This is a genomic window from Mesorhizobium sp. PAMC28654, assembly GCF_020616515.1.
Lineage (GTDB): Bacteria > Pseudomonadota > Alphaproteobacteria > Rhizobiales > Rhizobiaceae > Mesorhizobium.
The window spans coordinates 4,545,087-4,572,017 of the sequence record NZ_CP085135.1 but is presented as its reverse complement, the minus strand read 5'-3'; the positions used below and the strand labels follow the sequence as shown (position 1 = coordinate 4,572,017).

Below are 26,931 nucleotides of genomic sequence, written 5' to 3'. Positions count from 1 at the left end.
CGGATATTTCAATGGCGCCGGCCAATCCGATCGGTTATGCGGCACGCTTGCGGTTGACACGGACAAGGCTCCTCGTTTATGAGCCACGCACAAGTTCAAAGGCGCGTCTTCTGGCGCGCCTTAAAAATTAGGCCCGGTGGGCCCAGACCGACAGGCAAGACCATGAAGATCAAGAATTCGCTCAAGGCGCTCAAGGCGCGTCACCGCGACAACCAGCTGGTTCGCCGCAAGGGCCGCGTCTATATCATCAACAAGACCGCTCCGCGCTACAAGGCTCGCCAGGGCTGAGTTTTTCGGCCGGAGGCCTTGGCCTCTGTCCGCGTGATGTCACCGCATCGGTCCGAGATTCGGATCGCTTTCGGCAGGCACGGTGTGGAAATTCAAAATGCCAGAGCACCGCGCGCCCGCAAGGACGCGCGGTGCTCTGCGTTTCGGCCTGCCGGCCGTCTTACGCGAAATTCAGTTTGACGTTCCGCTGTCCGGGACTAGGTTCCCATAATGCGGATTCTCCAGGCATTTCTCACCGCCCTTCTTCTGTCCGGCTCTATTGCGGTGCCGGCCTGGGCGGATGACCCGGTCACTCCTCCGGTTGCCGCGACAAAGGATGCCCGGCTCAATCAGCTGTTCATCGACCTGAAGCGCGAGCGCAATGAGAAGGCCGCGGAGCGGATCGCCGGGCGCATCTGGGGCGAATGGTCCCAATCCGGCAGTGCATCGATCGACCTGATGATGCAGTGGTCGCAAAAGGCGATCGAAAACCAGAAGTTCGATGTCGCGCTCGACTTCCTCGACCAGGTGGTGACCTTGCAGCCAAACTACGCCGAGGGCTGGAACCGCCGCGCCACCGTGCATTTCATGATGAAGAATTTTGGAAAGTCGATGTCCGACATCGATCATACGCTGCAGCTGGAGCCGCGCCACTTCGGTGCGCTTTCGGGCCTGGCGCAGATCATGGCCCTGACCGGCCACAAGCAATCGGCACTCGAAGCCTGGCAGAAGGTGCTGGCCATCTATCCGATGATGCGCAGCGCCCAGGATCAGGTCGCCACGCTGTCGGAAGAGCTTGCCGGCGAAGGCATATGATCTAAGGGATTAGGCAGTAGGGAATAGGCATTAGGCACCTGAACCTCCCCTCCTGCCTACTGCCTACTGCCTACTGCCTACTGCCTAGAACTAATTCCCCTCCACTGCCGTATATCCCCCAATGAACCTGATCTACGCCGTGCTTGCCTTCCTGATGGCTGTTGTGTTCACCCTGGTCGGGGTCACCCGCGTTGGCGCGTGGCTGATCGAACGCCGCAATCCCCCAATCGGCGAATTCGCCGACATCGATGGCGCCCGTATCCACTATGTCCACGTTCCGGCGCCGGCCCATGCCGACCTGCCGCCGATCATCTTCATCCATGGCGCCAGCGCCAATCTGAAGGACCAGATGCTGCCGCTCAGGCCGCTGCTTGAAGGCCGTGCCGAGATGCTGTTCTTCGACCGTCCGGGCTTTGGCTGGTCGGGACGCGGCCCCGGCAACAACGAAAACCCGTCGGCGCAGGCGAACACCATCGCGGCGTTGATGGACCGCCTTGGCATCAGGCAGGCGATCATTGTCGGCCATTCCTTTGGCGGCGCGGTGACTTCGGCCTTTGGACTTGAGCATCCCGACAAGACGCTCGGCCTTGTCTTCCTGTCTCCCGCCACCCATCCATGGCCGGGCGGCGCCACCTCCTGGTACTACGATCTGACGACAATTCCGGTTGTCGGCTGGCTGTTTTCCGAAACGCTGACCTATCCAGCGGGGACGCTGCAAATGGCGGATGCCACGACCTGTGTCTTTTCGCCTAACAAGGTGCCGGACAACTACGTCGCCAGCGCTTCGATCCCCATGGTGTTGCGGCCCTCGGCCTTTCGGGCGAATGCCACCGATGTCGCCGGGCTCTATCCCTACGCCCTCGGTGCCTCGCCGCATTACCGCGAGATCAAGGCGCCGACAGTGGTGATCTCAGGCGACCACGACAAGGTCGTCTACGCGCAAATCCACTCGGTCGGCCTTGTCAGGGACATCGCCGGCGCCGAACTTGTCTGGGTGCACAATCTCGGCCACAAGCCGGACTGGATCGCGTCGGACCTCGTTGTCGGCGCGATCGAGAAGGTCGCGGGCAAGGATGTCGATCTGCAGGCTCTCGCCAAGACGGTGGAAGCGCGTATCGCCAGCGATACTTATGGCGCCGGCAAATGCGCCGACATCAAGCTGCCGGAAGCCGAACTCGCGCCGACCTGAGACCTGTCCATTAACCGATTCAGATGACCAGTGCGGTGTCTTGCTGGGAACGCGATCGTAAAGGTCGATGACATCCTGGTTGAACATGCGCACGCAACCGGATGACGCGGATTTGCCGATGGACTTCCAGTCAGGCGACCCGTGTATTCGATAAAGCGTGTCGACCCCATCCTTGAAGATATAGAGGGCGCGCGACCCGAGTGGGTTGCTGATGCCGGGCGGCATACCCTGGCGCCATTTTTCCAGCTTTGGATCCCGGCCGATCATTGCCGAGGGGGGCGTCCAGGTCGGGCATTTGCGTTTCCATTGAACGATCGCACGACCCTTCCAGGAATAGCCTTGACGCCCCAGCCCAACGCCATAGCGCATGGCCTTGCCGTCCTTGAGGACCAGGTAAAGGTGTTTGTCGGTCGTGTTGACGACGATCGTGCCGGGTTTCTCTCCTGTCGGATCGTCAACGACCTGCCGCAGGAAGCGCTCATCGACCTTGCTGAAGGGGATCGCCGGCAACGCCCGACCGCCATCTTCGACCGCCCCATACATGCTGGCATAGTCGGGAGACACCCGTGTTTGAGGCGCGGCGACTTCGATCGGCGTCTTTTCAAGTGTCGGCTCAAGCGGCGCCGCATTGAGAGGACTGGCAACGCTGAGCGACTGCTTGGGCAGTTGGGCGCACGCCGAGATCGTGGAAACTCCAATAAGCGACAGCCCGGTCAGAAATGACCGGCGCGAGACGAGAGATGACATTCAATATACTTTCACGATGGGAAATGCAGACGGGCGCGGGGCGACTGTTAGCGCCGCCTCACCGCGTTTTGTAGAGGCGATCACGGCAACCCTGTGTCGAGACAAAGGTCGGGATCATTGTCCGTGCCTTTGTTGTATTATGGCCACAGGAGATGTGCACCAAGCCCGCGATACGCTTCCGTCTGGAAGAACGGGTTACCGGCTGCTCTGCACGTCCGACCCGACATAGGCAATGCGCAGCATGTTCGTCGAGCCGGGCGTCCTGAGCGGCACGCCGGCCGTGATGATGACCCGGTCGCCCGGTTTGCCGAACCCTTCCTCCAAAGCAATGCGGCAGGCACGGTCGACCAAATCGTCGAGGTCGCTGGCATCGGGCGAGACGACGCAATGCGTGCCCCACAAAAGCGACAGCCGCCGCGCGGTGTTGAGGATTGGCGACAGCGCGACGATCGGCACCTGCGGGCGCTCGCGCGCGGCGCGCAGGCCGGTATTGCCAGACGCCGTGTAGGTGATGATCGCCGACAGTTTCAGCGTCTCGGCGATTTCGCGGGCGGCCAGCGAAATGGCATCGGCGCCGGTCGCTTCCGGCTCGGAGCGCTGCGCGTTGATGATGCCGGCATAGGTCGGATCGGTTTCAACCTTGGTGGCGATGCGGTTCATCATCGCCACGGCTTCGACCGGATAGGCGCCCGCCGCCGATTCAGCCGACAGCATGATGGCGTCGGCGCCTTCGAAGACGGCGATCGAGACATCGGACACTTCGGCGCGGGTCGGCACCGGCGCGGTGATCATCGATTCCAGCATCTGCGTTGCGACCACCACCGGCTTGCCGGCGCGGCGAGCGGCGCGGGTGATCTGCTTCTGGATGCCGGGCACGGCCTCGAGCGGCATCTCGACGCCGAGATCGCCACGGGCGACCATCAGTGCGTCGGAAAGCTCGATGATCTCGGCCAGCCGGGCGACGGCCTGCGGCTTTTCGATCTTGGCCATGATCAACGCCCGGCCGCGCGCGATCTTGCGTGCTTCGGCAAGATCCTCGGGCCGCTGCACGAAGGACAGTGCGACCCAGTCGACGCCCGTGGCCAGCACCGCATCGAGGTCCTTGCGGTCCTTCTCGGTCAGCGCGCCGACCGGCAGGTCCGTATCGGGAAGGCTGACGCCCTTCTTGTCGGAAATGGTTGTGCCGGCGACAACGGTGCAGACGATCGACTTGCCGTCGCTCTTGACCGCCCGCAGCTCAAGCTTGCCATCATCGATCAAAAGACGGTGACCGGTCTCGACCGAGCTCAGGATTTCCGGATGCGGCAGATAAACCCTTGTCGAAGTGCCGGGCTCGGGATTGTCGTCCAGCGTGAAGGTCTGCCCGACGGTCAGCACTTCCTTGCCGTTGGCGAACTTGCCGACGCGCAGCTTTGGTCCCTGCAGGTCTGCCAGGATGCCTATCGGCCGGCCAACCGCTTCCTCGACCGCGCGGATGCGGCCGACAAGCGTGCGCATCAGCTCGTGATCGGTATGGCTCATATTGATGCGGAACACATCGGCGCCCGCCTCGAACAACTTCTTTAGCATCTCCTCGGAAGAGGAGGCCGGACCGATGGTGGCGAGGATCTTGACCTTGCGGCTGCGTCTCATTGACTGTTCGTTCCCGGGGCGGCTGGCGCGCCTCCCGTTGCGGGCTCGTCGGTCAGCTGGACCATCCAGCTTGCCTGCTCGCCCGTGTCATATTCCTGGAATCCGGCGCGCTGAAAGCCTCGGGCGACGCAATCGGTGACGCCGGCGATCTTGAACTCTTTTTCAGCCACGCACATGTTGATCGGGCCGTCCCAGCGTCCACCGCGCTCGGCGTCTTCTGCATAAAGATAGTAAAACCTTGATGACAGCGGCCCTTCGATCAGCGTCTTGCAGCTCGATCCTTCTATGTGCCACCAGCCCTCTGTGATCCAGCCGGCCTTGGCGCGATAGCCGATGCCGACGCCCACGAGGTTCTGCGTGGCGTTGCAGACGCGGAAATCGGCACGTGCCGGCGAGGCCATGACCATAGCGGACAAACCCACGGCAAGGGTCAGGAGCGGCATGGCAAAGGCGTAGCGCGCGCGCTGCCTGCCAGCGGAACCCATTCCAAAACCCCTGAAGAACCACATTAGCATCTCTCTGCGCCCCTTTTCGGAAAAGTCCGGGCGCATGTCAACGCGCCGTTCTGTCCAATTCCAATCGATTTAGAAAGGCCCTGGCGCGAGATTCCGTCGCTTCTGCCAGATTTCCGCAGAAACCGTGGCCAAACAACGGCATTGCGCGAGCGTCCTCTTCGTGGAATGACGATAGCACCCTCCCAGGAAGCCAGCGAACAGACCATTTCCCGCCAATGACCCGATCCACAGTTTTCGCGCCATTCGATATTGTCGAAGGCGACCGCAAGCGAGGCATTGTGCTGCTGGCCGACCATGCCCGCCGCGACCTGCCGGAAGACTATGGCAGCCTCGGCCTGCCCGACGCGGAATTCGAGCGCCACATCGCCTACGACATCGGTGTCGAGACGGTGACTCGTGAACTGGCCGCCTTGCTCGGCGTGCCCGCGATGCTCAGCAATTTCTCACGACTGCTGATCGATCCCAATCGCGGCGAGGATGATCCGACGCTGATTCGCCAGCTATACGACGGCACGGTCGTGCCGGGAAATTATCCCCTGGCCGAAGACGAACGCGAAAGACGTCTGGACCGCTTCTATCGCCCCTATCATGACGCGGTCGGGGCGATGATCGCATCGGTCGCGCAGGCGTCCGGCCAGGCACCCTTCATCTTCTCCGTGCATTCCTTCACGCCGGCCATGCAGGGCATCAAGCGTCCCTGGCATGTCGGTATCCTGTGGGACCTCGACGACCGCGTGGCGCGGCCATTGATCGACATGCTGGCCGCCGACAAAAACCTCGTCGTCGGCGACAACGAGCCCTATGACGGCGCGTTGCGCGGCGACACCATGTTCAAGCACGCCATCGTCAACGGTTTTGCCCATGCGCTGATCGAGATCCGCCAGGATCTGATCGCCGATGGCAAGGGTGCGCTGGCATGGGCGCAGCGTCTGGCGCCGATCGTTGACGCGATCGACCGCCGTCCCGATATACATGTGGTCAGGCAATTCGGCTCGCGCACCGGGCCGCTGTAAGACCGCAAGGAGGTTTCGATGACCGAACTCAACGACGAGCAAAAGCGCGATTTCGAGGCAGCGGCCTTTCGCCGGTTGGTCGAGCATCTGCGCGAACGCAACGACGTGCAGAACATCGACCTGATGAATCTCGCCGGCTTCTGCCGCAACTGCCTGTCCAACTGGTATCGCGAGGCCGCGAACGCCGAGGGCGTGGATCTCACCAAGGACCAATCGCGGGAAATCGTCTACGGCATGCCCTATGCGCAATGGCAGGCGCTCAACCAGACCGAGGCCTCCGAGGCCAAGAAGGCCGAATTCGAGGCAAGGCGACCCAAGGACCACTAAGTCGGCCGCCGACATTCGTCGGCCGCTTCAACGCCGCGTTTGGCCCAAATTCTTTCCTAAAGAGCGCTTGACTGAAAATTGAATCGATCTAATTTGCCGTCCGAAGCCATTTTCGGACCGGAATCGCCTTATGAACGCGTCAAACGCCATACAGATAGCCACTCGTGGACGATGGGCAGTAGCAGCCATCTTTCTCGCCAACGGCTTCCTGACCGGCAGCTGGGCGCCGCAGATCCCGGTGTTCCTGACCCGGCTGGATATCTCGAAGTTCACGCTCGGCCTGTTGATCCTGCTGTTCGGCGCCGGAGCGGTCATGGCAATGACCTGGTGCGGCCATCTGATTTCCAGGCATGGTTCGCGAACCGTGCTGCGCTGGTTCGGCCTGTGCGGCAGCCTCGGCCTTCTGGTCGTGGCGCTGGCGCCCAACGTGCCGCTGGCGGCGATCGCCATGTTCATCTTTGGCGGCTCGATCGGCGGCATGGATGTCGCCATGAACGCCAACGCGGTTGTGGTCGAACGGCGGCTCTCCCGCGCCATCATGTCGTCCTCGCACGGCTTCTGGAGTCTTGGCGGTTTCGCCGGCGGCGGGGCGGGCGGCTTCGCCATCCAGCATTACGGCCATCTTGCCCATGCGGCGGTGGTGACCGCTCTCGCCTTCGCCGTGATCGCGGTGGCGATCCAGCATCTGGTCGCCGAGGACAGGCCGCAGGCTCCCGAGCATCATAAATTCGCGCTGCCGACCAATCCGTTGGTCTATCTTGTCGGGCTGATGGCGCTGCTGACGATGATCTCGGAGGGCGCGGTGCTCGACTGGGGAGCACTTTATCTGCGCCAGGAGCTTGGCGCCGACCTTGCCGTCGCTGGGCTCGCCTACGCCGCCTTTTCCGGCGTCATGGCCATCATGCGTTTCTTCGGCGACGGCGTTCGCAATCGCTTCGGCGCGGTGTTGACGTTGCGCGTGTCGGCTCTCGTCGCAGCCACCGGCATGCTGGTGGCCGGCCTGTCCCCCTCGCCTTGGCTCGCCATCGCGGCCTTTGCCTTTTGCGGCTTCGGCATCGCCAACATGGTGCCGATCATCTTTTCGGCTGGCGGCAACCAGGAAGGCATGTCTTCGGGCACCGGCATGAGCGTGGTGACCACCATGGGGTACTCCGGCATCCTCGTGGCACCATCGGCGATCGGCTTCGTCGCCGAGCATTCAAGCTTCGGGCCGATCTTCATCGCCATGTCGGGCCTGCTGATCATCGTCCTGCTGATGGCAGGGCTTGCTCACCGCGCCGAATTCGCGCCCAGCGCCGCGCCGGCCGAATAGCGCTTCAGTTCCTCGTGGAGGAAATCGGCGACGCGACGGATGCGCACGCTGGTGCGCACGTCGCGGTGCATGGCCAGCCACACCGGCAACGCCGGCAATTGCAGGCCAGGCAGCACTTTCTCCACCAACGGATCACGGTCGGCCAGCGGCTCCTGGCCAAATCCGATGCCGTTGCCGGCCCGCACCGCTTCCCACAGCACGATCTGGTTGTCGGCCCTGAAACGGAAAGCGCCGCGGCCGAGTGATACACCGAACTGGGCAAAGCCCCTGATAATCTCGTCGCTGCGGTCGAAGCCGATCAGATCATGGTCGGCAAGATCGCCGGGCGCGCGGGGCCGGCCACGGCGATCGAGATAGGATTTCGCCGCACAGGCACAGAGCGAAATATCGCAGACCTTGCGCGCCACCAGCTCGTTCTGTGCCGGCTTGACCATGCGGATGGCGATATCGGCATCGCGACGCAACAGGTTCTCGACCTGGTTCGACGCAACGATCTCGACCTCGATGCCGGGTTCCTCGATACCAAGCCGCGCCATCATCTCCGGCAACACATAGGCCGCCACCACCTCGCTGGCGGCAATGCGCACCGTGCCTTCGATCGCCTCGACCGAGCCCAGCGCCAGTAGTGAAAACGCACTCGCCTGCTCGCTGACCGCTTTGCCGCGCTCGAACAGCGTGCTGCCCGCCTCCGTCAGCGTGTAGCCGCGCCGCCCGCGCCGGAACAGCGTGACGCCCAGCGCCTGCTCCAACTCCGAGATGTGACGGCCGAGCGTCGGCTGGCTCGCGGACAGTTTGCGCGCGGCCGCCGACAGGCTGCCGGTTTCCGCCACGGTCACGAAACTCTTGATCAGGTTCCAGTCGATTTCAACCATTCATAATTGAATATCATATCACCAATTTCAGTCAATTTTCATTCGTTTTCTGATGGCTCATATTTGGGGCCTAACGCAAACACGGAGACGAAAAATGACCAAGATCGCAATACTCGGTGCCAATGGCCGGCTCGGCCGCGTGGTCGCCAAGGCCTTCATCGACGCCGGCTACGACGTCCGCGCCATCACCCGCGGCGGCAAGGTGCCGGCGGAACTCAAGGGGGCGACAGCCGCCGCCGGCGATGCGCTCGACCGTGATGCCCTCATACAGGCGACGGCAGGCGTCGACATCATTTTCAACGGCCTCAACCCGATCTACACCGACTGGGGTAAGTGCCTGCCGATGGCCGAGAACGTCATGGCCGCCTGCCATGCCAACGGTGCGCTGCATCTCTTCCCCGGCACCGTCTACAATTACGGCTCGCCAATGCCGGCGGTGATCACCGAGGACACGCCGTTCCACCCGACGACGGAAAAGGGTCGCATCCGCTGCGCCATGGAAGACCTGTTTCGCAGTGAGGCCGAAGCCGGCCGCGTGCGCACCATTCTTCTTCGGGCCGGCGACTTCTTCGGCGGCACCGGCAGCGGCTCGTGGTTCGACCTGGTCGTCGCCGCCAAGATAAACAAGGGCACCTACACTGCGCCTGGACCGGCCGACCTCGTGCATGAATGGGCCTATCTGCCGGACTTCGCCGTAGGCTTCGTCGCACTGGCCAAGAATCTGGACAAGCTCGGCTTCTACGAGGCGCTGAATTTTCCGGGCCACGCGGTCACCGATCTGGACATCAAGGCCGCCGCCGAAAAAGCAGTAGGACGGTCGCTCAAGATGACCTCGATGCCCTGGTGGGTGCTGCGTGCCGGCAGCCCGTTCGTGGCGATGTGGCGCGAGATCGTCTCAATGTCCTACCTGCGCTTCGAGCGCCACAAGCTCGTCTCGACGCGGCTTGAAGGTATTATCGGCGAGATCCCGCACACGCCGCTGGATCGGGCGGTCGCCGAGGCTCTCGAGGACCTCGGCATTGCCACAGTGAATGGCGCGAAAGCCGCATGATTTGCAACTCGGCGGGTGCAGCCATCGCAGGCCCGTCGCGTCTCTGAACTGAAAAGGCGGCTTAGAGCCGCCCCATCAAAAGCAACACAAGAACCACCACCAGCACGACGCCAACAATGCCTGACGGCGCATATCCCCAGGAGCGCGAATGCGGCCAGGCCGGTACCGCGCCGACGAGGACAAGGATCAGGATGATGATGACGATGGTGCTGATCGGCATGAGAATTCCCCGCACAGTGTTGCCCCGAGACAATGCCGCGCATTGCTCCTGGGAGAACAATGCAAAAGGCCGCCCGGTTGTTCCGGGCGGCCTTTGCCGTGCAAATCGAAAAGCCTGTCTATTCAGCGGCCTTCGGGAAGGCGATCGCCGGCTCGCCGCCGGCATCCGCTGTCGTCGCATCCGACGAGACCTCGCCCTTGCCGCGCCGGAACAGCCGGCTGAACCAGCCGCGCCGCGCGCCTGGCTTGACCTTGGCGCGGGTGAACACCATCAGCATCGACGGCGTCACCACCAGCGTCAGTATGGTGGCGAAGGAGAGGCCGAAGACGATCGCGGAGGACAGCGAAATCCACCATTGCGTCGACGGCGCATTGATCGTCGTCTCGTGATGGAAGATTTCGAGGCCGAGGCCGAAGGCGATCGGCAGCACGCCGAGAATGGCCGACACCGCCGTCAGCACCACCGGACGGGCGCGTTCCCTGCAGGTCTGCAGCACCGCGTCCATCTTGTCCCAGCCTTCCTCGCGCAGTCGGTCATAGGTGTCGATCAGGACGATGTTGTTGTTCACCACAACGCCAGCCAGCGCGATGACGCCGATGCCCGACATGACGATGCCGAATGTCTCGCCGGTTATCAGCAATCCCAGGAAGACGCCGATCGTCGCCATGACCACGCAGGACAGCACCAGCCACACGCTGGTGAACTTGTTGAACTGCGCCAGAAGCACGAGGAAGATCAGGAAGATCGCCGCGCCAAAGGCCTTGCCGAGGAACGCGCTGGCTTCGGCGCTGTCCTCGTTCGAGCCGGCAAGCTTCCAGCGTATGCCGCTGCCGAGGTTCATGTCGGTGACAGCCTTCGTGACCTCCTGCTGGACAGCCGCGACCTGCGCGCCGGCCGCGACATTGGCCTGCACCACCACGGTGCGGGCGCCGTCGATGCGGTTGAGGATGCCGACGCTCGGTTTTGCCTTGCGGACGACGAAGTTCGAGATCGGCACCGACCCTTGCGAGGTCTGCACCCTCAACTCGTCGAGCGTGGACAAGGTGCGTCGGTCCTCCGGCAGCCGCAGCCTTATATCGACGGCCTTGTCGGCCCCGGCAGGTCGGTACTCGCTGAGCTTGAGCCCGTTGGTCACCAGCTGAACCACGGTTCCGACCGAGGTCGGGCTGATGCCGTATTGCGCCGCCTTGGCGCGGTCGACCTCGATCGCCCAGTCGACGCCGGGCGGCGGCAGGCCGTCTGAAATATCGATGACGCCAGGCACCTTGGCAATGCGCGCCGCCACGGCACGGGCTTTCTCGTCCAGCCCCTTGGGATCGACGGCCGAAAGCCTGATCTGGATCGGCTTGCCGGTCGGCGGGCCGGCTTCCGGCACCCGGACCTCGACATCGACGCCAGGGATGCCGGCCATGACGCCGCGCAATTCGTCCAGGATCTGGTTCGCCGACTTGCGTTCGCGCCAGTCGACGAATTCGTACTGGATGACACCGACAACGTCTTCGGGGACATCCTGGCCGCCGCCGTCGGACTTGCCGACGCGGGTATAGACCGACTTCACGCCCGGCCAGCCGAGCAGCCTGTTTTCGGCAATCTTGGTCGCTGTGTCCATTTCGGCCAGCGAAAGGTTGCCGCGGGCATGCACGTAGAGCAGGCCGTAGTCGGGTTCGACACTCGGGAAGAACTCGACGCCGGCACCATATTTCGAATAGGCGAAACCGATACCGAACAGCAGCGTGACAGTGAGCACAAGCACGGTGATGGGGAAACGCACCGCCTGCTTGACAACAGCCATGTACCAGCCGTCGCGATTGTCATCCGCGTGATGCGCCGGCGCCTTGGCGAAGATGGCTCCCAGCGTCGGCGCGAACACCAGCGCGTAGAGCATCGAGGCCGACAGCGTGACGATCAGGGTGATCGGCATGTATTTCATGAAGTCGCCGATGATGCCCGGCCAGAACAGCAGCGGCGAGAAGGCGGCGATACGCGTCATCGTCGCGGCGATGACCGGGCCGGCCATGCGCTTGGCGGCGAGCGCGAAAGCTTCCTCCTTCGGCATCCCCTCGCTCATGCGCCGCTCGGCGAATTCGGTGACGATGATGGCGTCATCGACCAGCATGCCAACCGCCAGGATGAGGCTGAACAGCACGATCATGTTGATCGTGTAACCCATCATGGCTAGCAACAGGATGCCGATCAGGAAGGACGATGGAATGGCGAGGCCAATGAGCAGCGAGGCACGACCGGACAACGCATAGAGGATGACGATGAACACCAGGATCACGGCGATCATGACATGGTTCTGCAGATCGCCGAGCAGTTGGTTGACGAAGACCGACTTGTCCTGCGTGTAGGTGACATGCATGCCCTCGGGCATGGTCTTGATGAAGGTGTCGGACACCGCCCTCACCTTGGTCAGCGTGTCGATCAGATTGGCGCCGATGCGCTTCTTGACCTCGATGGCGATGGCCGGCTTGCCGTTGAGGCGGGTGATCGTCGTGGCGTCGGCGAAGGTCGAGCGGATCGTCGCGATATCCTTGGCCTGGACCACGGCATTGGGGCCGGCGACCACCGGCAGGGACGCCACATCCTCCGGCGTTTCGATCAGCGACGGTACTTTGACGGCATACTTGCCCTGCGAGCCTTCAATATTGCCTGCGGCGACCAGGCTGTTGGAAGCGCTGACGGCGCCGATCAGCTGATCGAGCTGCAGGCCGTAGGACGACAGCTTCATCGGATCGATGACGACTTCCACGAGGTCGTCGCGAGAGCCTTGCAACGAGCCTTCGAGCACGCCGGGCACTTCCTCGATCCGGTCGCGCAATTCGCGCGCCGCGGCGGCCAGCACGCGCTCGGGCAATTCGCCCGACAGCGTGACGACGAGCACCGGAAATTCGGAAATGTTGACTTCGGTGACGACAGGCTCCTCGGCCGCCTGCGGTAGGTCTGCCTTGGCGTCCTGCACCTTGCTGCGCGTGTCCTGCAGCGCCGTCGCCAGGTTCGTCTGCGGCTGGAACTCGACCAGCACATAGCCGCCGCCCTGGAAAGCGGCCGAGCGCATTTCCTTGAGGCCCTTCAGGCTCTTCAGCTTGCTTTCCATCGGCCGCAGCAGGAGGCGCTCCGAATCCTCCGGCGAAATGCCCTGGTAGATCAGGCTGACATACATCATCGGAATCGGAACGTCGGGTTCCGCTTCCTTCGGCGTCGACTGATAGGCGACCCAGCCCGCGATCAGCAGGAAGACCAGGACCGAAATGGTCAGGCGGGCATTGTTGATTGCGAGTCTGACGATATCCATGACTTATGCCTGCTGTTGCTTTGGGGAGTGGCGAACGGACGGCTGTCGCAGGGCAAGGCCCGGCGCCGGCGCTCCTTGCGCTACTGCGTGCCGGCGGTGGCTTCGCCGATCAGCTTCTTGATTGTCGCCTGATCGGCATCGACCGGCTTGACCACATCGCCTTCCTTCACCAGTTCCTGGCCGGCGACGATGATGCGCGCATCGGCAGGGATGCCGCCAAGCACCAGACCGGTTGGCGTGTCGTCGACCAGGTCTATCGGGAAGAACACAACCTTGTTGTCCTTGTCGATCGCGCGGATGCCGAGGTCGCCCTTGTCGCCGAGTGTCACCACGGAGCGCGGCAGCATGATCGCGTCGGTCGGCAATGCGCTGAGCGAGATTTCCGCGGTCATGCCGGCCGGCACGGAACCATCGGCATTGGGAATGGCGACCTCGACGCGGAAGGTGCGGGTCGCTGACGACGCGTCGCGGCTGATATAGCGCACGGTGCCTTCGACGGTCTGGCCGCTGACCAGGCGTACATTGGCCTTGTCGCCGAGCTTGAGGTAGCCGAGGTCACGCTCGCTGACTTCGCCGCGGGCGATCACAGGATCAAGCTTCAGGATGGTTGCCACTTCGCTGCCCTGCATGACGGAACTGCCAAGTTCCACCGGGACCCGGTCGATGACACCATCGAAGGGCGCCTTCACCTCGTTGCGGTCAAGCTCGGCTTGCGCCGTGTCCAGCTGGGATTGCGCCAGGGTCAGATTGGAGCGGGCGGTGTCGAGCTGCAGCTTGGGCAGGTTGCCGGTCTTGGCCAGCCGCTCGGCGGCATCGAGTTCCGCCTGGCGCTGAACCACAAGCTGCCTGGCATTGCTTACCATCGAGATCTTTTCCTCGGCGGCAAGCATCAGCACCAGATCGCCTGTCTTGACATGCTGGCCCTGCCTGACCGGAAGCTTCTCGATGACGCCGGCGACACGGGTTGCCAGAACGGCGCGCTTGTCGGCTTCGGTTAGCCCGGAAATGCGGATGGCGCGCGCATAGGTGCGGCGCGGCGGTGTCACCACGGCGACGGTGCGCAGCGGTGCCTTTGGCTCGACTTCCGTGGTCTTCGGCTTGCTGGCGTCCGGCGCCTTGCCTTGCTCGACTTCGGCGGCCTTGGCTTTGTTGGCGGCTATGCTACCAACCGACGAAAACTCGCCTGTCGCCATCCAGGCAGCGAAACCAATGAGCACAACAATGGCTGCAAGCTTGTGAAACCTGATTCTGGGCATCGTCGTTATTTCCACTGCGGGTTCGGCCAGCACCGCGTCCCGTAACGCGGGCGCGTCGCCGATATGGGTGCGCGCCAAGCCGTGTTCAATTTGCCGTGATCGGCGAAGGGCGCTTCTACATCAAAGTTGCACCGCAATATAGCCGGAAAGTTGCGAGAACATTGCGTCGCCGGGCAAGGCGCACCCGCTGGAATCGATTTTCGTGCGGCCGGCAAATCGTTTCCGTCGGTCCCGACGCCGGCTTACGATCCGCTCCTGGCAACCAGCCACGAGGTCCGTCTTGGTCGCCCTGGGCACCCTTCGCGAATACCTTCGAGGTACGGCTACTTCTTGCGGCCCAGCTTGTTGATCCCAGCGGATTTCCGCCGGGGAATTTCCCGAACCACGCCATCTCGACCGACGAAATGTGTCGGTTGTCCGTGCATGACCACTCAGACAAGGCATTGTAATTACTGTATGAATTGGAGATCAAGCAAGGCGGTACGGAATTTCCGAGCCTCGGCTCCCGCCATCATACGGACCATCGAAGCCATGACTGCGGACGGCGCGGCAATACGCGCCTGAGCCACCGCCGACGGGCATCCGCGATGCGACAACCAGCACGCTGCAAGGACGAAGACGCCGGACGAACAGAGTTCCGTGCCGGCAGGCTCCTTCGGCGGGTTGACGATCCAAGGCGCCGTCGCCCCGCTCTCTTCCGAAAATCGGGTGGCAGCAGGCGTCAGCATGATTTGGAACTTTTCATGCCAACGTCACAACCTCCTGTTGAAGAGCCTCAAGCCTGACGGCGCGCCACCTCGGGCTTTAGCCGAGCGGCAAGGAATTCCTTGACCCGCCGGCCCGGCGCTGGGCCACGCACCGGCTTGAAGCCGTCATCGAGCTGGCCGGAGAGATCGAGCGTCGCCGTTTTGCCCACCGCATCGTAATTTTCCTCCAGCCAATCGCTGGCGGCGGTGCGGCCGAGATCGCGCAGATAGGCCAGGAATGCCCATTCGGCGTTGACCTTGGACGACGCCGAGAGATCCTTGAATGCCTCGTCGGCATCGATGCGGTGCATGCGGATGTCGCGGTATTCGCCATGCGGCAGACGCCCTGCGGCGATCAGTTCCTTGACGAAGGCGATCGAGCGGAATTCGCGCAGCAGCCCGGCGTTGAAGGTGATCTCGTCGATGCGGTTCTGGATCTCGTTGGCGCTTTTCGGCGTTCCCTCGCGCACCACGGGATTGATCTGCACCAGAAGCACATCCTCGGTAGTCGTCTTGAAGAAGGGATAGAGCGCTGGATTGCCGCCATAGCCGCCATCCCAATAGGGCACGCCCTTGATCTCGACGGCGCGGAACAATTGCGGCAGGCAGGCCGACGCCATCACCGTGTCGAGGTCGATCTCGCCATCGGAAAAGACGCGCAGCTGCCCGGTCTCGACATTGGTCGCCGAAATGAACAGTTCCATCGATTTGCAGGCTCGCACATTGTCGAAATTGATCTCCCGCGCGACCACATCGCGCAGGGGGTTGAGGCCGGGCGGGTTGGCGACATAGGGCGAGAACACCCGCGACATGGTGTCGAAGAACAGATAGCCCGGCGTGTTCTCGATCGACCAGTTGCCCCAGGCGACATCCCAAGGCATGCGCTGCACCGGGCTGAACCGGCCCTTCGCCGCCACCGCGCGCCAGAAATCATGGAGCTTCTGTCTGGCACCCTCAACCCCGCCGCGCACAAAGCCATCGGCCAGCGCGACCGCGTTCATGGCGCCGGCGCTGGTGCCGGAAACCGCTGATATGTCGAGCCGCCCGTCTTCCAGCAGTCGGTCCAGCACGCCCCAGGAGAACGCCCCATGCGAGCCTCCACCCTGCAGCGCGATATTGATCTTCTTGGTCTCCTCCGCCTTGCCGTTTTTCGTCATGGCGTCGTCCTTTAGGTGTCGAGCTTGTTGGCTTTCAACCGCTCGGCGCTTCGTTTCTGGAACTGAGTTGGAAGGTTTGAAGAAATCTCCGGCCTCACTGGGCGGTCCAGCCTCCATCGACCGAAATATGCGTGCCGTTGATCTGAGCCGCCGCGTCCGAACACAGGAAGACCGCCGCCGCCGCCACCTGTTCCACCGTGACGAATTCCTTGGTCGGCTGCTTTTCAAGCATGACCTCGCGGATGACCGTCTCGCGGTCCATCTTGTTGGCCTTCATCTGGTCGGGAATCTGCGCCTCGACCAGCGGCGTCAGCACATAGCCGGGGCAGATGGCGTTGCAGGTGATCTTTTCGCGCGCAAGCTCGAGGGCCACCGTCTTGGTCAGCCCCATGATGCCGTGCTTGGCGGAGACATAGGCGGACTTGAAGGGCGAAGCGACCAGACCATGCGCCGAGGCGATGTTGACGATCCGTCCGCCGCCGGCCTTTTTCATCAGCGGGATCACCGCCGCGATGGTGTGGAACGCTGACGACAGATTGATGGCGATGATCGCATCCCACTTCTCGGTCGGAAAATCCTCCACCGGTGCGACATGCTGGATGCCGGCATTGTTGACGAGAATATCGACCGTGCCGAATGTCTCGGCCGCCTTGGAAATCAACGCCCGGCACTCGGCGGGCTTCGACATGTCGGCCTTGATATAGGCGGTCTTGACGCCGTGCCGTTTGGCGATCGCGTCGGCGATGGCGTGGTCGGCGGCCGTATCGGAGAAGGAATTGATGACCAGGTTGTGGCCCTGAGCCGCCAGCGCATTGGCAATGGCCAGGCCGATACCCGAGGTGGAGCCGGTGACAACAGCGATTTTTGTGGCGATCAAGGCAAATTCCCTTCGCGGCGCGAGCAGGCATAAATGTTGCAGTGCAGCATATATGCCCTACGCGTCGCGAAAACAGCGGTACCCCTAGGTAACGGCGTGAAATTTTCGTCATCGAGGGCACCAATGCCCCCCGTTGGCAAAGCCAAGAAGGGCGTGGCTACGGCCGGCCCAACCAGAGGCTGCTCCGCTCTTTCACCTGGGCCTTCACCTGTCCAACGGATCGAGAAGGCGAACGTCAGGCAACAAGGTCCGGCACAGGCCCGACATAACGCGACTGTGGACGGATCAGCCGTCCCGTCGTCTGCTGCTCACGCGCATGGGCGATCCAGCCGGCGACGCGCCCGGCAGCAAAGACATTGGTGAACGCCTCCTTCGGGAAGCCGGCTGTCTCCAGCAGCAATGCGGTGTAGAACTCGACATTGGTCTGCAGCGTGCGCGACGGCTTGGCGACCCGAAGCACCTCAAGGGCCGCTTGCTCCACCTTCTCGGCGAAAGCCAGCCGACGACCGGTCTGGCCCTCCGCGCCCAGCTGGCGCACGACCGCCTTCAGCACGTCCGCGCGTGGATCACGCACACGATAGATACGATGGCCGAATCCCATGATGCGCTCGCCATGTGAGACTTCATCGCGCAGCCAGCCGGCCGCGTCGCCATGCGCTTCGATCGCGTTGAGCATCTCGATCACCGGGCCCGGCGCGCCGCCATGTAGCGGTCCCTTCAGCGCACCGAGGCCTGCCAATATCGACGACGTCAGGCCGGCCTGCGTCGAGGCGACCACGCGGGTCGCGAAGGTCGAGGCATTGAGGCCGTGATCACAGACAGTGACGAGGTAGGTGTCGAGCGCTTTCGCCAGTGCCGGCGAAGCGGCGGCGCCGTTGAGCATCCTCAACATGTCGCCGGCATGATCAGCCTGCACGTCCGGCGCCATCGGCCGCTCGCCACGCTGCAAGCGCAGCAGGGCCGGCGTCAGCACGGCGGGTGCCGCGATCAGCCGAAGCGCGTCCTCCAGCGTGTCGCCGTCCGGCAGAAAGGCCATGCCGGCGCGCATAGCGCTGTAGATGTCGAGCGAAACCAGTGACGGAAACAGTGGCTGAAGCCGCGTGAACACCTCGCCGCGCGCCTGACCGATCTTTTCGACCAGTTCCGCGTCGCCCGGAAGATCGTCGAAAAAGCCGTCCAGCAGCAAGCGGACCACCTGGGAGAAACTCCAGCGACCAGCGAGTTCCAGCAGCGAATGGCCTCGGATCGTCAGATGGCCGCCAAGACCGTCGACATCGGAAAGCACGGTTTCCGCCGCCACCACGTCATCGAGCCCGTTTACCATAGCCGTCTCCTTGAATGATTTCCGGATCGGAGATAAGGCTAGGCAATCAATCCATCAATCTTGATCAATAGAATCAATATATAGGGTCGATATGTCGGAGTGGCTGTCACGGGACGAAGCGCTGGGAAGGCTCAAGGTACGGGCGCAGACGCTCTACGCCTATGTCAGCCGTGGGCGCATCGGCATGCGACCGGACGAGGAAGATCCGCGCCGCAGCCAGTATCGCGCCGACGACATCGCGGCGCTGGCGACGCGCCGGGCACGCGGGCGACGTCCTTCGGCCATCGCCGAGAGCGCGATTGCCTGGGGCGAGCCGGCGATCGCCACTTCCATCTCGACCATCCTGCATGGCCACCTCGTCTATCGCGGCCAGGATGCCGTCGCGCTTTCCAACGAGGCGACGCTGGAAGAAACGGCTGGTGTCCTGTGGGCATTGCCAAATCAGGTGCGTTTCCAGTCACCGTCGACGGACAGCCCGCATCAAAGCGGCCGATCCGCTGCCTTTGCGCAACTTGCCTCGCTTGCCGGCGAAGGCCGTCCTTCTCTCGGACGCAGTCCCGCCTCGCTCCATGGCGATGCGGCGCAAGCAATTGGAATGCTGGCGGGCGCGCTCGGCGCGGTCCCCGGAACAGATGCTGTCCACGATCGCCTGGCGCAAGGTTGGTCAGTGGATGCCTCGGGTGCGGACACGATCCGTCGCGCCCTTGTCCTGCTCGCCGATCACGAGCTGAACGCATCGACCTTTGCCGCACGTGTCGCGGCCTCGACCGGAGCGCCGCTGGCCGCCTGCCTGCTGGCGGGACTGTCGGCACTTTCAGGCCCGCGCCATGGCGGCGCCGGCGAAGCGGTGATGCAGCTGGCTGATGACGCCACCCGGCACGGCGCCGACGCGGCAATCAGGCGCTGGCTCGACCATGACCGGCCGCTGCCCGGTTTCGGCCATCCGCTCTATCCCGATGGCGATCCACGGGCAGCATCGTTGCTCCCCAGGGTTGCTAGCGACAGTGTCCTGTCGTCCCTGCGCGAGATGGCCTTCGCGGCAACAGGCATGCGACCAAACGTTGATTTCGCTCTGGCCGCGCTGACGCGCGGTCTCCGCTTGCCGTCCGACACGCCGTTCCGCCTGTTCGCGCTCGGCCGCGGCATCGGCTGGGCCGCGCATGCCGTCGAACAGATAACGAGTGGAAGTCTTATCAGGCCGCGCGGGCGCTATGAGGGATTGCTGCCGTAGCCACCCATCGACCCGGCCTGCCGGGACATGTGCCCGGTGACCTTTCGATGGCTGGCCTCACGACATTGTGTCGAGCTTGCGCTGCATCGCGGCCATCTGATCCTTCAGCTCCTGAAGGTCGTCGGATTTCTCCGGCGTCTCCTTCCTCGCGGGTTCAGGCGCCGCCGCGGCAGCGCCGTTCGAGCCCGCTGGCGGGAACGGCGTGAATAAGCGCATCGCGTTCTGGAACATTTCCATGTTGCGGCGGGTCTGTTCCTCCAGCGCCTTGATCGGCGTCGTGATCTTCATCATGTCCAGCGGCGACTTGCCGATCGCGCCTTTCATCTGCTCGCGAAAGCGCTCCTGCTCCTTGGAGAAGGCGAGCATCGACTGCTCGAGGAAACTGGGCACGATCATCTGCATCTGGTCGCCGTAATAGGCGATCAGCTGGCGCAGGAACGGGATCGGCAGCATGTTCTGCCCGTCCTTGTTCTCAAGCTCGAAGATGATCTGCGTCAGCACCGGATGGGTGATGTCATCGCCCGTCTTGGCATCCTGGACGGTAAACTCCTCGCCCTTCTTGACCATTTCGGCGAGGTCCTCAAGCGTCACATAGGTGCTCGTCCCCGTATTGTAGAGGCGGCGATTGGCATATTTCTTGATGATGATCGGATCGTCTTTAGCGGCCATCTGCATCCTCCCGGGGACACCGGCGCGCTTAAGTAAGTTGCCGGTAACGATTGTGCCTTTTTTGAGGATATGCGCAAAAGCGTCATAAATCCAAGCGGTTTGTGCAGTGCGGGATCAATTAATGCTGCATAGCGGGCAAAATATGCTGCGCAGCAATGGTCGGCCCGATGCGCAGGCAATGCATGCCCTGCTTGCGGCGCGTGGCCGGCATGCCCATTTCCGGTTTGACTTGGGTTCTGGAAAGGGCAAGAAAAGTCCTCAACGACAGAATACCACCTTGAAGTCTGGAGAAGAAAATGTCCGCTTCCATCGTCATTGCCAGTGCCGCGCGCACGGCCGTCGGCTCCTTCAACGGCGCCTTCGCCGCCACCCCCGCACATGAACTCGGTGCCGTCGTCATAAGGGAATTGTTGTCGCGTGCCGGTGTCGAGCCGGCCGAGGTCGACGAGGTTATCCTCGGCCAGGTGCTGACCGCGGCCCAGGGTCAGAACCCGGCTCGCCAGGCATCGATCATCGCCGGCCTGCCCAAGGAAACCACTGCCTGGAGCCTCAACCAGGTTTGCGGCTCGGGGCTGCGCGCGATTGCCTTGGGCATGCAGCAGATCGCCACCGGCGATGCCAAGATGATCATCGCCGGCGGGCAGGAATCGATGTCGCTTTCGCCGCATGCCGAGCATCTGCGCGCCGGCGTCAAGATGGGCGATTACAAGATGATCGACACCATGATCAAGGACGGGTTGTGGGATGCCTTCAACGGCTATCACATGGGCAATACCGCCGAAAACGTCGCCCGCCAGTTCCAGATCACCCGCGACGACCAGGACCAGTTCGCGCTGGCTTCGCAAAACAAGGCCGAGGCCGCGCAGAAGGCCGGCAAGTTCAAGGACGAGATCGTACCCTTCACCATCAAGGGCAAGAAGGGCGACACCATTGTCGACCAGGACGAGTACATCCGCCATGGCGCCACGATCGACGCCATGACCAAGCTGAAGCCGGCCTTCGACAAGGACGGCACGGTGACCGCCGCCAACGCGTCCGGCATCAATGACGGCGCCGCCGGCGCGCTGCTGATGAGCGAAGCGGAGGCCGCAAGGCGCGGGATCACCCCGCTGGCGCGCATCGTTTCCTGGGCGACCGCCGGCGTCGATCCGGCGATCATGGGCACGGGACCCATTCCCGCCTCGCGCAAGGCGTTGGAAAAGGCCGGCTGGTCGGTTGGGGATCTCGACCTAGTCGAAGCCAACGAGGCCTTTGCGGCGCAGGCCTGCGCCGTGAACAAGGACATGGGCTGGGACCCGTCGATCGTGAACGTCAATGGCGGCGCGATCGCCATCGGCCACCCGATCGGTGCATCGGGCGCCCGCATTTTCAACACGCTGGTCTACGAGATGCGCCGTCGAGGCGCCAAGAAGGGGCTGGCCACCCTGTGCATAGGCGGCGGCATGGGCGTCGCCTTGTGCGTGGAAGCACTCTGACAAGACCACTGAACGGGCGGCGCGAGCCGCCCCTTTCATATCCAGTGCCTGCCAAGCCCGACAACAGGGCAGCATCAAAAAGGGGAAATGCATGACCAAGGTTGCAATCGTCACGGGTGGATCGCGCGGCATCGGCGCGGCGATCTCGATCGCATTGAAGAACGCCGGCTATTCGGTTGCCGCCAACTATGCCGGCAATGAAGAGGCGGCGGCGAAGTTCACCGCGCAGACCGGTATCAAGACCTACAAATGGTCGGTCGCCGACTACGACGCCTGCGCCGCCGGCATCAAGCAGATCGAGGCGGATTTCGGCCCGGTCTCGGTGCTCGTCAACAATGCCGGCATCACCCGCGACGCCATGTTCCACAAATTGACGCGCGAGCAGTGGAAAGAGGTCATCGACACCAATTTGTCCGGTGTCTTCAACATGACGCATCCGCTGTGGGGCGGCATGCGCGACCGCAAGTTCGGCCGCGTCATCACCATTTCCTCGATCAACGGCCAGAAGGGCCAGGCCGGCCAGGTCAATTATTCCGCCGCCAAGGCCGGCGACATAGGCTTCTCGAAGGCGCTGGCCCAGGAGGGTGCCCGCGCCGGCATCACCGTCAACGTCATATGCCCCGGCTACATCGCCACCGAAATGGTCAAGGCGATCGACGAGAAGGTGCTGAACGAGCGTATCATCCCGCAGATCCCTGTCGGCCGCCTTGGCGAGCCGGAAGAGATCGCGCGTTGCGTCGTCTTCCTTGCCTCCGACGATGCCGGCTTCATCACCGGCTCGACCATTACTGCCAATGGCGGCCAGTACTTCGCCTGACGAGGCGCTTGGACCGAGTATTGGATTCTGGGAAGAGCGGGCGCAACTCCCGCTTTTCCACCGTTCCGCGAGCGGTCGGCGAGGCCCGGTGGCCCGCTCCGGCACGGAAAGATTAACGGCGGCCGCTCCGGCTGTCCGGGACCGGCTCCCCAGCCTGTGGATTATCGGTGGAAAACCTGTTCACAACACAAGATATTGTGGAGAACAAAACAGGAAAATAGCGCTTTCACTGATTCGTCGCCGTTTCGTTCCGGCTTTGACCGGAAGGTTAACGGCGGAGACGAAAAACGCCTGCCAAACGGTTAAGGCGCATTAAGAAAGATCAATAATTTCATAATGTTGAGCGGCACTTGTCAAGCCGACAGGATCGTTCATCGGCAAAAGTTAACGATGGTGCTTGCCCCGCATGAAACGGGCCAGTTCGACGATTCAGCATGTGGTAAGATTCACACCTCAAAAATCCATATATAGCCGTGAACAAAGCATGAATACCGTCGAGTCAGCGATTCGTCGCTGATTCGTTCCAGACTCGTTCCAACTGTTAATCGCAACGGGAACGAAGGCGAGGATCGGCACCTTCGATCGGCCCTTTGGAACATTCCGCTTTCGCTTCGCGCACGAAATCCCTATGTGTCGCCTGTCATGCGCGCCATCCGGGGCGCGCTCCCGACAACGAGAGGCCAGAAAGCCTTATTTCCAGGTCGATGAACATCCAACAGAAACATACCGAGCCGCTGATCCTGTCGGGCCGCGACGTGACCGCCGTGCTTGGGCCCACCAACACGGGCAAGACCCATCTCGCCATCGAGCGCATGGTGGCGCATGAGACTGGCGTCATCGGCCTGCCGCTCAGGCTGCTGGCGCGGGAAGTCTACACACGCGTCTGCGAAAAGGTCGGCGCCCACAAGGTGGCGCTCATCACCGGCGAGGAAAAGATCCAGCCGCCAGGCGCCAAATATTCGGTTTGCACGGTGGAAGCCATGCCGCGCGAGACCGACGCCGCCTTCGTCGCCATCGACGAAGTGCAGCTTGCCGGCGATCTCGAGCGTGGTCACATCTTCACCGATCGCATCCTGCATCTGCGCGGCCGCCAGGAGACGCTGCTTCTGGGTGCGGCCACCATGCACGGCATTCTCCAGCGCCTGCTGAAGGGCGTATCCGTGGTGACACGGCCACGCCTGTCGCATCTCGCCTATGCCGGTTCGAAGAAGCTGACCCGCCTGCCCCGGCGCACAGCGATCGTCGCCTTCTCCGCCGACGAGGTCTATGCCATCGCCGAATTGATCCGCCGCCAGCAGGGCGGTGCCGCCGTGGTGCTCGGCGCGCTCAGCCCACGCACTCGCAACGCCCAGGTGGCGCTGTTCCAGTCGGGCGATGTCGACTATCTCGTCGCCACCGACGCCATCGGCATGGGCCTCAACCTCGATCTCGATCACGTCGCCTTCGCCCAGAACCGCAAATTCGACGGCTATCAGTATCGTAACCTGACGGCGGCCGAGCTTGGCCAGATCGCCGGCCGCGCCGGCCGGCACCTGCGCGATGGCACCTTTGGCGTCACCGGCCAGGTTGATCCGCTCGACGAAGAGCTGGTGAAACGGATCGAGAGCCATGATTTCGATCCTGTGAAGGTGCTGCAGTGGCGCACCGCTCATTTCGACTTCGCCAGCCTCGATGCGCTGAAGCGCTCGATCGAAACCAACGCACCGGTCGAGGGCCTGACACGCGCGCTTCCGGCGGTCGACGCGCAGGCGCTCGAATATCTGTCGCGCGACGAGGACATCCGCGCGCTTGCCACCGATGCCAAGCGCGTCGCGCTGCTTTGGGAAGCCTGCGCCCTGCCCGATTACAGGAAGATCGCGCCGGCCCAGCATGCCGACCTCATTGCGTCGATCTACATGGACCTCGCCAGGCATGGCCATGTCGACGAGAACTACATGGCCGAGCAAGTGCGCCGAGCCGACACCACCGAGGGCGATATCGACACGCTCTCCCACCGTATTGCCCAGATCCGCACCTGGACATTTGTGTCGAACCGGCCGGGCTGGCTGGCCGATCAGGCACACTGGCAGGAAAAGACGCGCGAAATCGAAGACAGATTGTCGGATGCGTTGCATCAGCGGTTGACGAAACGCTTCGTAGACCGCAGGACTTCCGTCCTCATGCGGCGCCTTAGAGAAAATACCATGCCTGAAGCCGAAATTAGTTCTACCGGAACCGTCCTTGTCGAAGGCCACCATGTCGGCGAGTTGCAGGGGTTCCGATTTACCGCCGACCAAAGCGCCGGCGGCGAAGACGCCAAGGCCGTGCGCACGGCCGCGCAAAAAGCGCTGGCCACCGAGTTCGAGGCGCGCGCCGAACGCTTTGGCGCCTGCGCCAACGGCGATATCGCGCTTGGCTCGGACGGCACGCTGCGCTGGATCGGCGCGCCGATCGGCACGCTGGTGTCAGGCGAGGACGCGCTGAAGCCCCGTCTGGTGCTGCTGGCCGACGAACAGCTGACCGGCCCGGCGCGCGACAAGGTCGCCGCGCGTGCCGAGCGTTTCGTCAATTTCCAGATCGAATCACTGCTGAAGCCGCTGGTCGATCTCAAGAATGCCGACCAGATCACCGGTATCGGCCGCGGCATCGCCTTCCAGCTCGTCGAACAATTCGGCCTCATCAACCGTCGTGACATCGCCGACGAGATGAAGTCGCTCGACCAGGAAGGTCGCGCGGCCCTTCGCCGTCTCGGCGTGCGCTTCGGCGCCTACCACGTCTTCGTGCCCGCCCTGATCAAGCCGGCGCCAGCCGGACTGGTGACGCTGCTGTGGGCGTTGAAGAATGACGGCAAGGACAAGCCCGGCTTTGGCGACGTGGTGCACGCACTCGCTTCCGGCCGCACCTCCGTGGTCATCGACCCGACCTTCGACAAGTCCTTCTACAAGCTTGCCGGCTATCGCAATCTCGGCCGCCGCGCCGTGCGCGTCGACATTCTGGAGCGGCTGGCCGACCTGATCCGCCCAGCGACCAACTGGAAGCCCGGCCTCGGCCAGCGCCCCGACGGCGCCTATGACGGCCAGTCCTTCATGGTGACGCCGCCGATGATGTCGATCCTCGGCGCCAATGCCGACGACATGGAAGAAATCCTGAAGGGCCTTGGCTACCGTGCCGAGCCTAAGCCACCGGCGGAGGTCAAGGCACGGCTCGAAGCGCAGGACAATGCCGCGCGCGAGGCGGCCGCTGCAAAGCTGGTGGCGGAAGAGGCCGCACGGGCCGAGCGGGCCAAGGCGGCGGAGGCCGCGGCAACCGACACAGTCGCGGAGGCATCGATCGAAGGTTCGGAGCCAGCCGACACTGTCGAGGACACCGTCGAAATCGCCGCTGAACCCATCGCGGAAGCGGTCGCGGAGCCTGCAGCCGAAGAGCACCCCGAAGCCACGGAAGAGGCCGTAACGGAAGCAGTTGCGGAAGTTCCAGCCGAACCTGAATTGGCTGCCGAGCCAGAGGCGGAAGCAGAACCTGTCGCGATCGCGCCGACAGAGCCGGTATCCGAAGCCGCGCCCATGGCGGAAGCGGTGTCAGGCGATATTGCCGCGGTGCCGGAGGCAGCCCCAGCGGCAGCCATCGTCGAGCCCGCAGCGGAAGCCGAAGCGCCAAAGCCCATCCTGTTGTGGCGGCAAGCCCGTTTCGACCAGCGTCCGCGCCACCGCGAAGACAACCGCAGGAACAACCGTCCGCGCAACGGCCAGGCCGCGCGCGGCCCCGGCGATGCGCCGGCGGATGCCGCGACGGCCGGACAGGCGGCGGCTACGCCCGGAGAACGGCCTGCTCGTGAAGGACGGCGCGATCAGCGCGAGGGGGCCGGCAAGCCACGTTTCGACCGCTCGAAGTTCAAGCCCAAACCCCAGGGTGAAGGCGGTGAGCGTCGCGAGGGCAAGCCGCAGGGCGAACGCCCCGATCGTCGCGAAAGTCGGCCCGACTGGAAGGGTGGCAGGCCGGATAACAAGGGTGGTCCACAAGGTGCAAAGCCTGTGTTCCAGCCGAAGCCGCGCGAGGAGCGCCCGGTGCGCTTTGATCCGGACTCTCCCTTCGCCAAGCTTGCCGCCTTGCGTGATCAACTGAAGAAGTAGGCTGGCTCGCTTCG

Annotated in this window: 22 protein-coding genes and 1 pseudogene; 11 read left to right on the top strand and 12 right to left on the bottom strand. The window is 63.2% G+C overall.

Annotated elements, in window-relative coordinates:
• Positions 1-162: 162 nt before the first annotated feature.
• From ykgO to LGH82_RS22385, 3 genes are all read left to right on the top strand, one after another.
• Positions 163-288, top strand: coding sequence for a type B 50S ribosomal protein L36 (ykgO, locus tag LGH82_RS22395; RefSeq protein WP_006327841.1), 126 nt, complete (start codon positions 163-165; stop codon positions 286-288).
• Between the two features lie 210 nt (positions 289-498).
• The gene (locus LGH82_RS22390; protein WP_227344829.1) at positions 499-1,083 is read left to right on the top strand and encodes a tetratricopeptide repeat protein; all 585 of its coding nucleotides are present in this window, start codon (positions 499-501) and stop codon (positions 1,081-1,083) included.
• A gap of 121 nt (positions 1,084-1,204) precedes the next feature.
• Positions 1,205-2,272 carry an alpha/beta fold hydrolase gene (locus tag LGH82_RS22385; RefSeq protein WP_227344824.1) on the top strand — a complete coding sequence of 356 codons (1,068 nt, stop codon included), beginning with the start codon at positions 1,205-1,207 and terminating at the stop codon, positions 2,270-2,272.
• Positions 2,273-2,317: 45 nt separating this feature from the next.
• Here the strand turns inward: LGH82_RS22385 and LGH82_RS22380 are convergent.
• The 3 genes and pseudogenes from LGH82_RS22380 to LGH82_RS22370 form a co-directional block, all read right to left on the bottom strand.
• Positions 2,318-2,815, bottom strand: a pseudogene (locus tag LGH82_RS22380) (L,D-transpeptidase); the annotation flags it as partial.
• Between the two features lie 399 nt (positions 2,816-3,214).
• On the bottom strand, positions 3,215-4,651 hold the full coding sequence (pyk, locus tag LGH82_RS22375) for a pyruvate kinase (protein WP_227344823.1): 1,437 nt from the start codon (positions 4,649-4,651) through the stop codon (positions 3,215-3,217).
• The gene (locus LGH82_RS22370; RefSeq protein WP_227344822.1) at positions 4,648-5,136 is read right to left on the bottom strand and encodes a DUF1036 domain-containing protein; all 489 of its coding nucleotides are present in this window, start codon (positions 5,134-5,136) and stop codon (positions 4,648-4,650) included. Before LGH82_RS22370 ends, pyk begins: the two co-directional genes overlap by 4 nt.
• Before the next feature lie 245 nt (positions 5,137-5,381).
• Here LGH82_RS22370 and LGH82_RS22365 point away from each other — a divergent pair, with 245 nt between their 5' ends.
• The 3 genes from LGH82_RS22365 (at position 5,382) to LGH82_RS22355 (ending at position 7,818) form a co-directional block, all read left to right on the top strand.
• Positions 5,382-6,179 (top strand): N-formylglutamate amidohydrolase, encoded by a 798-nt coding sequence (locus tag LGH82_RS22365; RefSeq protein WP_227344821.1) that lies wholly within the window; start codon positions 5,382-5,384, stop codon positions 6,177-6,179.
• Positions 6,180-6,197: 18 nt separating this feature from the next.
• On the top strand, positions 6,198-6,506 hold the full coding sequence (locus tag LGH82_RS22360) for a DUF1244 domain-containing protein (protein WP_227344820.1): 309 nt from the start codon (positions 6,198-6,200) through the stop codon (positions 6,504-6,506).
• A 130-nt stretch (positions 6,507-6,636) separates the two neighbouring features.
• The gene (locus tag LGH82_RS22355) at positions 6,637-7,818 is read left to right on the top strand and encodes an MFS transporter (RefSeq protein ID WP_227344819.1); all 1,182 of its coding nucleotides are present in this window, start codon (positions 6,637-6,639) and stop codon (positions 7,816-7,818) included.
• Here LGH82_RS22355 and LGH82_RS22350 read toward each other — a convergent pair.
• A complete protein-coding gene (locus LGH82_RS22350) occupies positions 7,776-8,690 on the bottom strand; it encodes a LysR family transcriptional regulator (RefSeq protein WP_227344815.1) in 915 nt (304 codons plus the stop codon). The two genes, LGH82_RS22355 and LGH82_RS22350, sit on opposite strands and share 43 nt — an antisense overlap.
• A 94-nt stretch (positions 8,691-8,784) precedes the next feature.
• On the opposite strand from LGH82_RS22350, the gene LGH82_RS22345 reads away from it, so the two are divergent.
• Positions 8,785-9,741 (top strand): SDR family oxidoreductase, encoded by a 957-nt coding sequence (locus LGH82_RS22345; protein ID WP_227344814.1) that lies wholly within the window; start codon positions 8,785-8,787, stop codon positions 9,739-9,741.
• A 61-nt stretch (positions 9,742-9,802) separates the two neighbouring features.
• Here LGH82_RS22345 and LGH82_RS22340 read toward each other — a convergent pair whose 3' ends face one another.
• The 6 genes from LGH82_RS22340 to LGH82_RS22315 form a co-directional block, all read right to left on the bottom strand.
• Complete coding sequence (locus LGH82_RS22340) at positions 9,803-9,961, bottom strand: DUF3309 family protein (protein WP_227344813.1); 159 nt, start codon at positions 9,959-9,961, stop codon at positions 9,803-9,805.
• A gap of 118 nt (positions 9,962-10,079) precedes the next feature.
• Entirely contained in the window at positions 10,080-13,256 is a 3,177-nt protein-coding gene (locus tag LGH82_RS22335; protein ID WP_227344812.1) for an efflux RND transporter permease subunit, read from the bottom strand.
• An 80-nt stretch (positions 13,257-13,336) separates the two neighbouring features.
• Positions 13,337-14,512, bottom strand: coding sequence for an efflux RND transporter periplasmic adaptor subunit (locus tag LGH82_RS22330; protein ID WP_227344811.1), 1,176 nt, complete (start codon positions 14,510-14,512; stop codon positions 13,337-13,339).
• A 775-nt stretch (positions 14,513-15,287) separates the two neighbouring features.
• Positions 15,288-16,415 carry a patatin-like phospholipase family protein gene (locus LGH82_RS22325; RefSeq protein WP_227344810.1) on the bottom strand — a complete coding sequence of 376 codons (1,128 nt, stop codon included), beginning with the start codon at positions 16,413-16,415 and terminating at the stop codon, positions 15,288-15,290.
• Positions 16,416-16,509: 94 nt separating this feature from the next.
• A complete protein-coding gene (locus LGH82_RS22320) occupies positions 16,510-17,292 on the bottom strand; it encodes a 3-hydroxybutyrate dehydrogenase (RefSeq protein ID WP_227344809.1) in 783 nt (260 codons plus the stop codon).
• 235 nt (positions 17,293-17,527) lie between these two features.
• A complete protein-coding gene (locus LGH82_RS22315; protein WP_227344808.1) occupies positions 17,528-18,616 on the bottom strand; it encodes a citrate synthase/methylcitrate synthase in 1,089 nt (362 codons plus the stop codon).
• Between the two features lie 91 nt (positions 18,617-18,707).
• Between LGH82_RS22315 and LGH82_RS22310 the strand changes: the two genes are divergently transcribed.
• On the top strand, positions 18,708-19,847 hold the full coding sequence (locus tag LGH82_RS22310) for a citrate synthase (RefSeq protein ID WP_227344805.1): 1,140 nt from the start codon (positions 18,708-18,710) through the stop codon (positions 19,845-19,847).
• A 57-nt stretch (positions 19,848-19,904) separates the two neighbouring features.
• On the opposite strand, the gene phaR is transcribed toward LGH82_RS22310, so the two are convergent.
• The gene (gene phaR / locus LGH82_RS22305) at positions 19,905-20,516 is read right to left on the bottom strand and encodes a polyhydroxyalkanoate synthesis repressor PhaR (protein WP_227344803.1); all 612 of its coding nucleotides are present in this window, start codon (positions 20,514-20,516) and stop codon (positions 19,905-19,907) included.
• Between the two features lie 118 nt (positions 20,517-20,634).
• Positions 20,635-20,826, bottom strand: a complete 192-nt coding sequence (locus LGH82_RS22300) for a hypothetical protein (protein ID WP_227344801.1) — start codon at positions 20,824-20,826, stop codon at positions 20,635-20,637.
• On the opposite strand from LGH82_RS22300, the gene LGH82_RS22295 reads away from it, so the two are divergent.
• From LGH82_RS22295 to LGH82_RS22285, 3 genes are all read left to right on the top strand, one after another.
• Positions 20,813-21,991, top strand: a complete 1,179-nt coding sequence (locus LGH82_RS22295) for an acetyl-CoA C-acetyltransferase (protein ID WP_227344799.1) — start codon at positions 20,813-20,815, stop codon at positions 21,989-21,991. The genes LGH82_RS22300 and LGH82_RS22295 overlap by 14 nt on opposite strands.
• Before the next feature lie 91 nt (positions 21,992-22,082).
• The gene (gene phbB / locus LGH82_RS22290) at positions 22,083-22,808 is read left to right on the top strand and encodes an acetoacetyl-CoA reductase (RefSeq protein WP_227344798.1); all 726 of its coding nucleotides are present in this window, start codon (positions 22,083-22,085) and stop codon (positions 22,806-22,808) included.
• A 704-nt stretch (positions 22,809-23,512) separates the two neighbouring features.
• A complete protein-coding gene (locus tag LGH82_RS22285) occupies positions 23,513-26,917 on the top strand; it encodes a helicase-related protein (RefSeq protein ID WP_227344797.1) in 3,405 nt (1,134 codons plus the stop codon).
• Positions 26,918-26,931 lie beyond the last annotated feature (14 nt).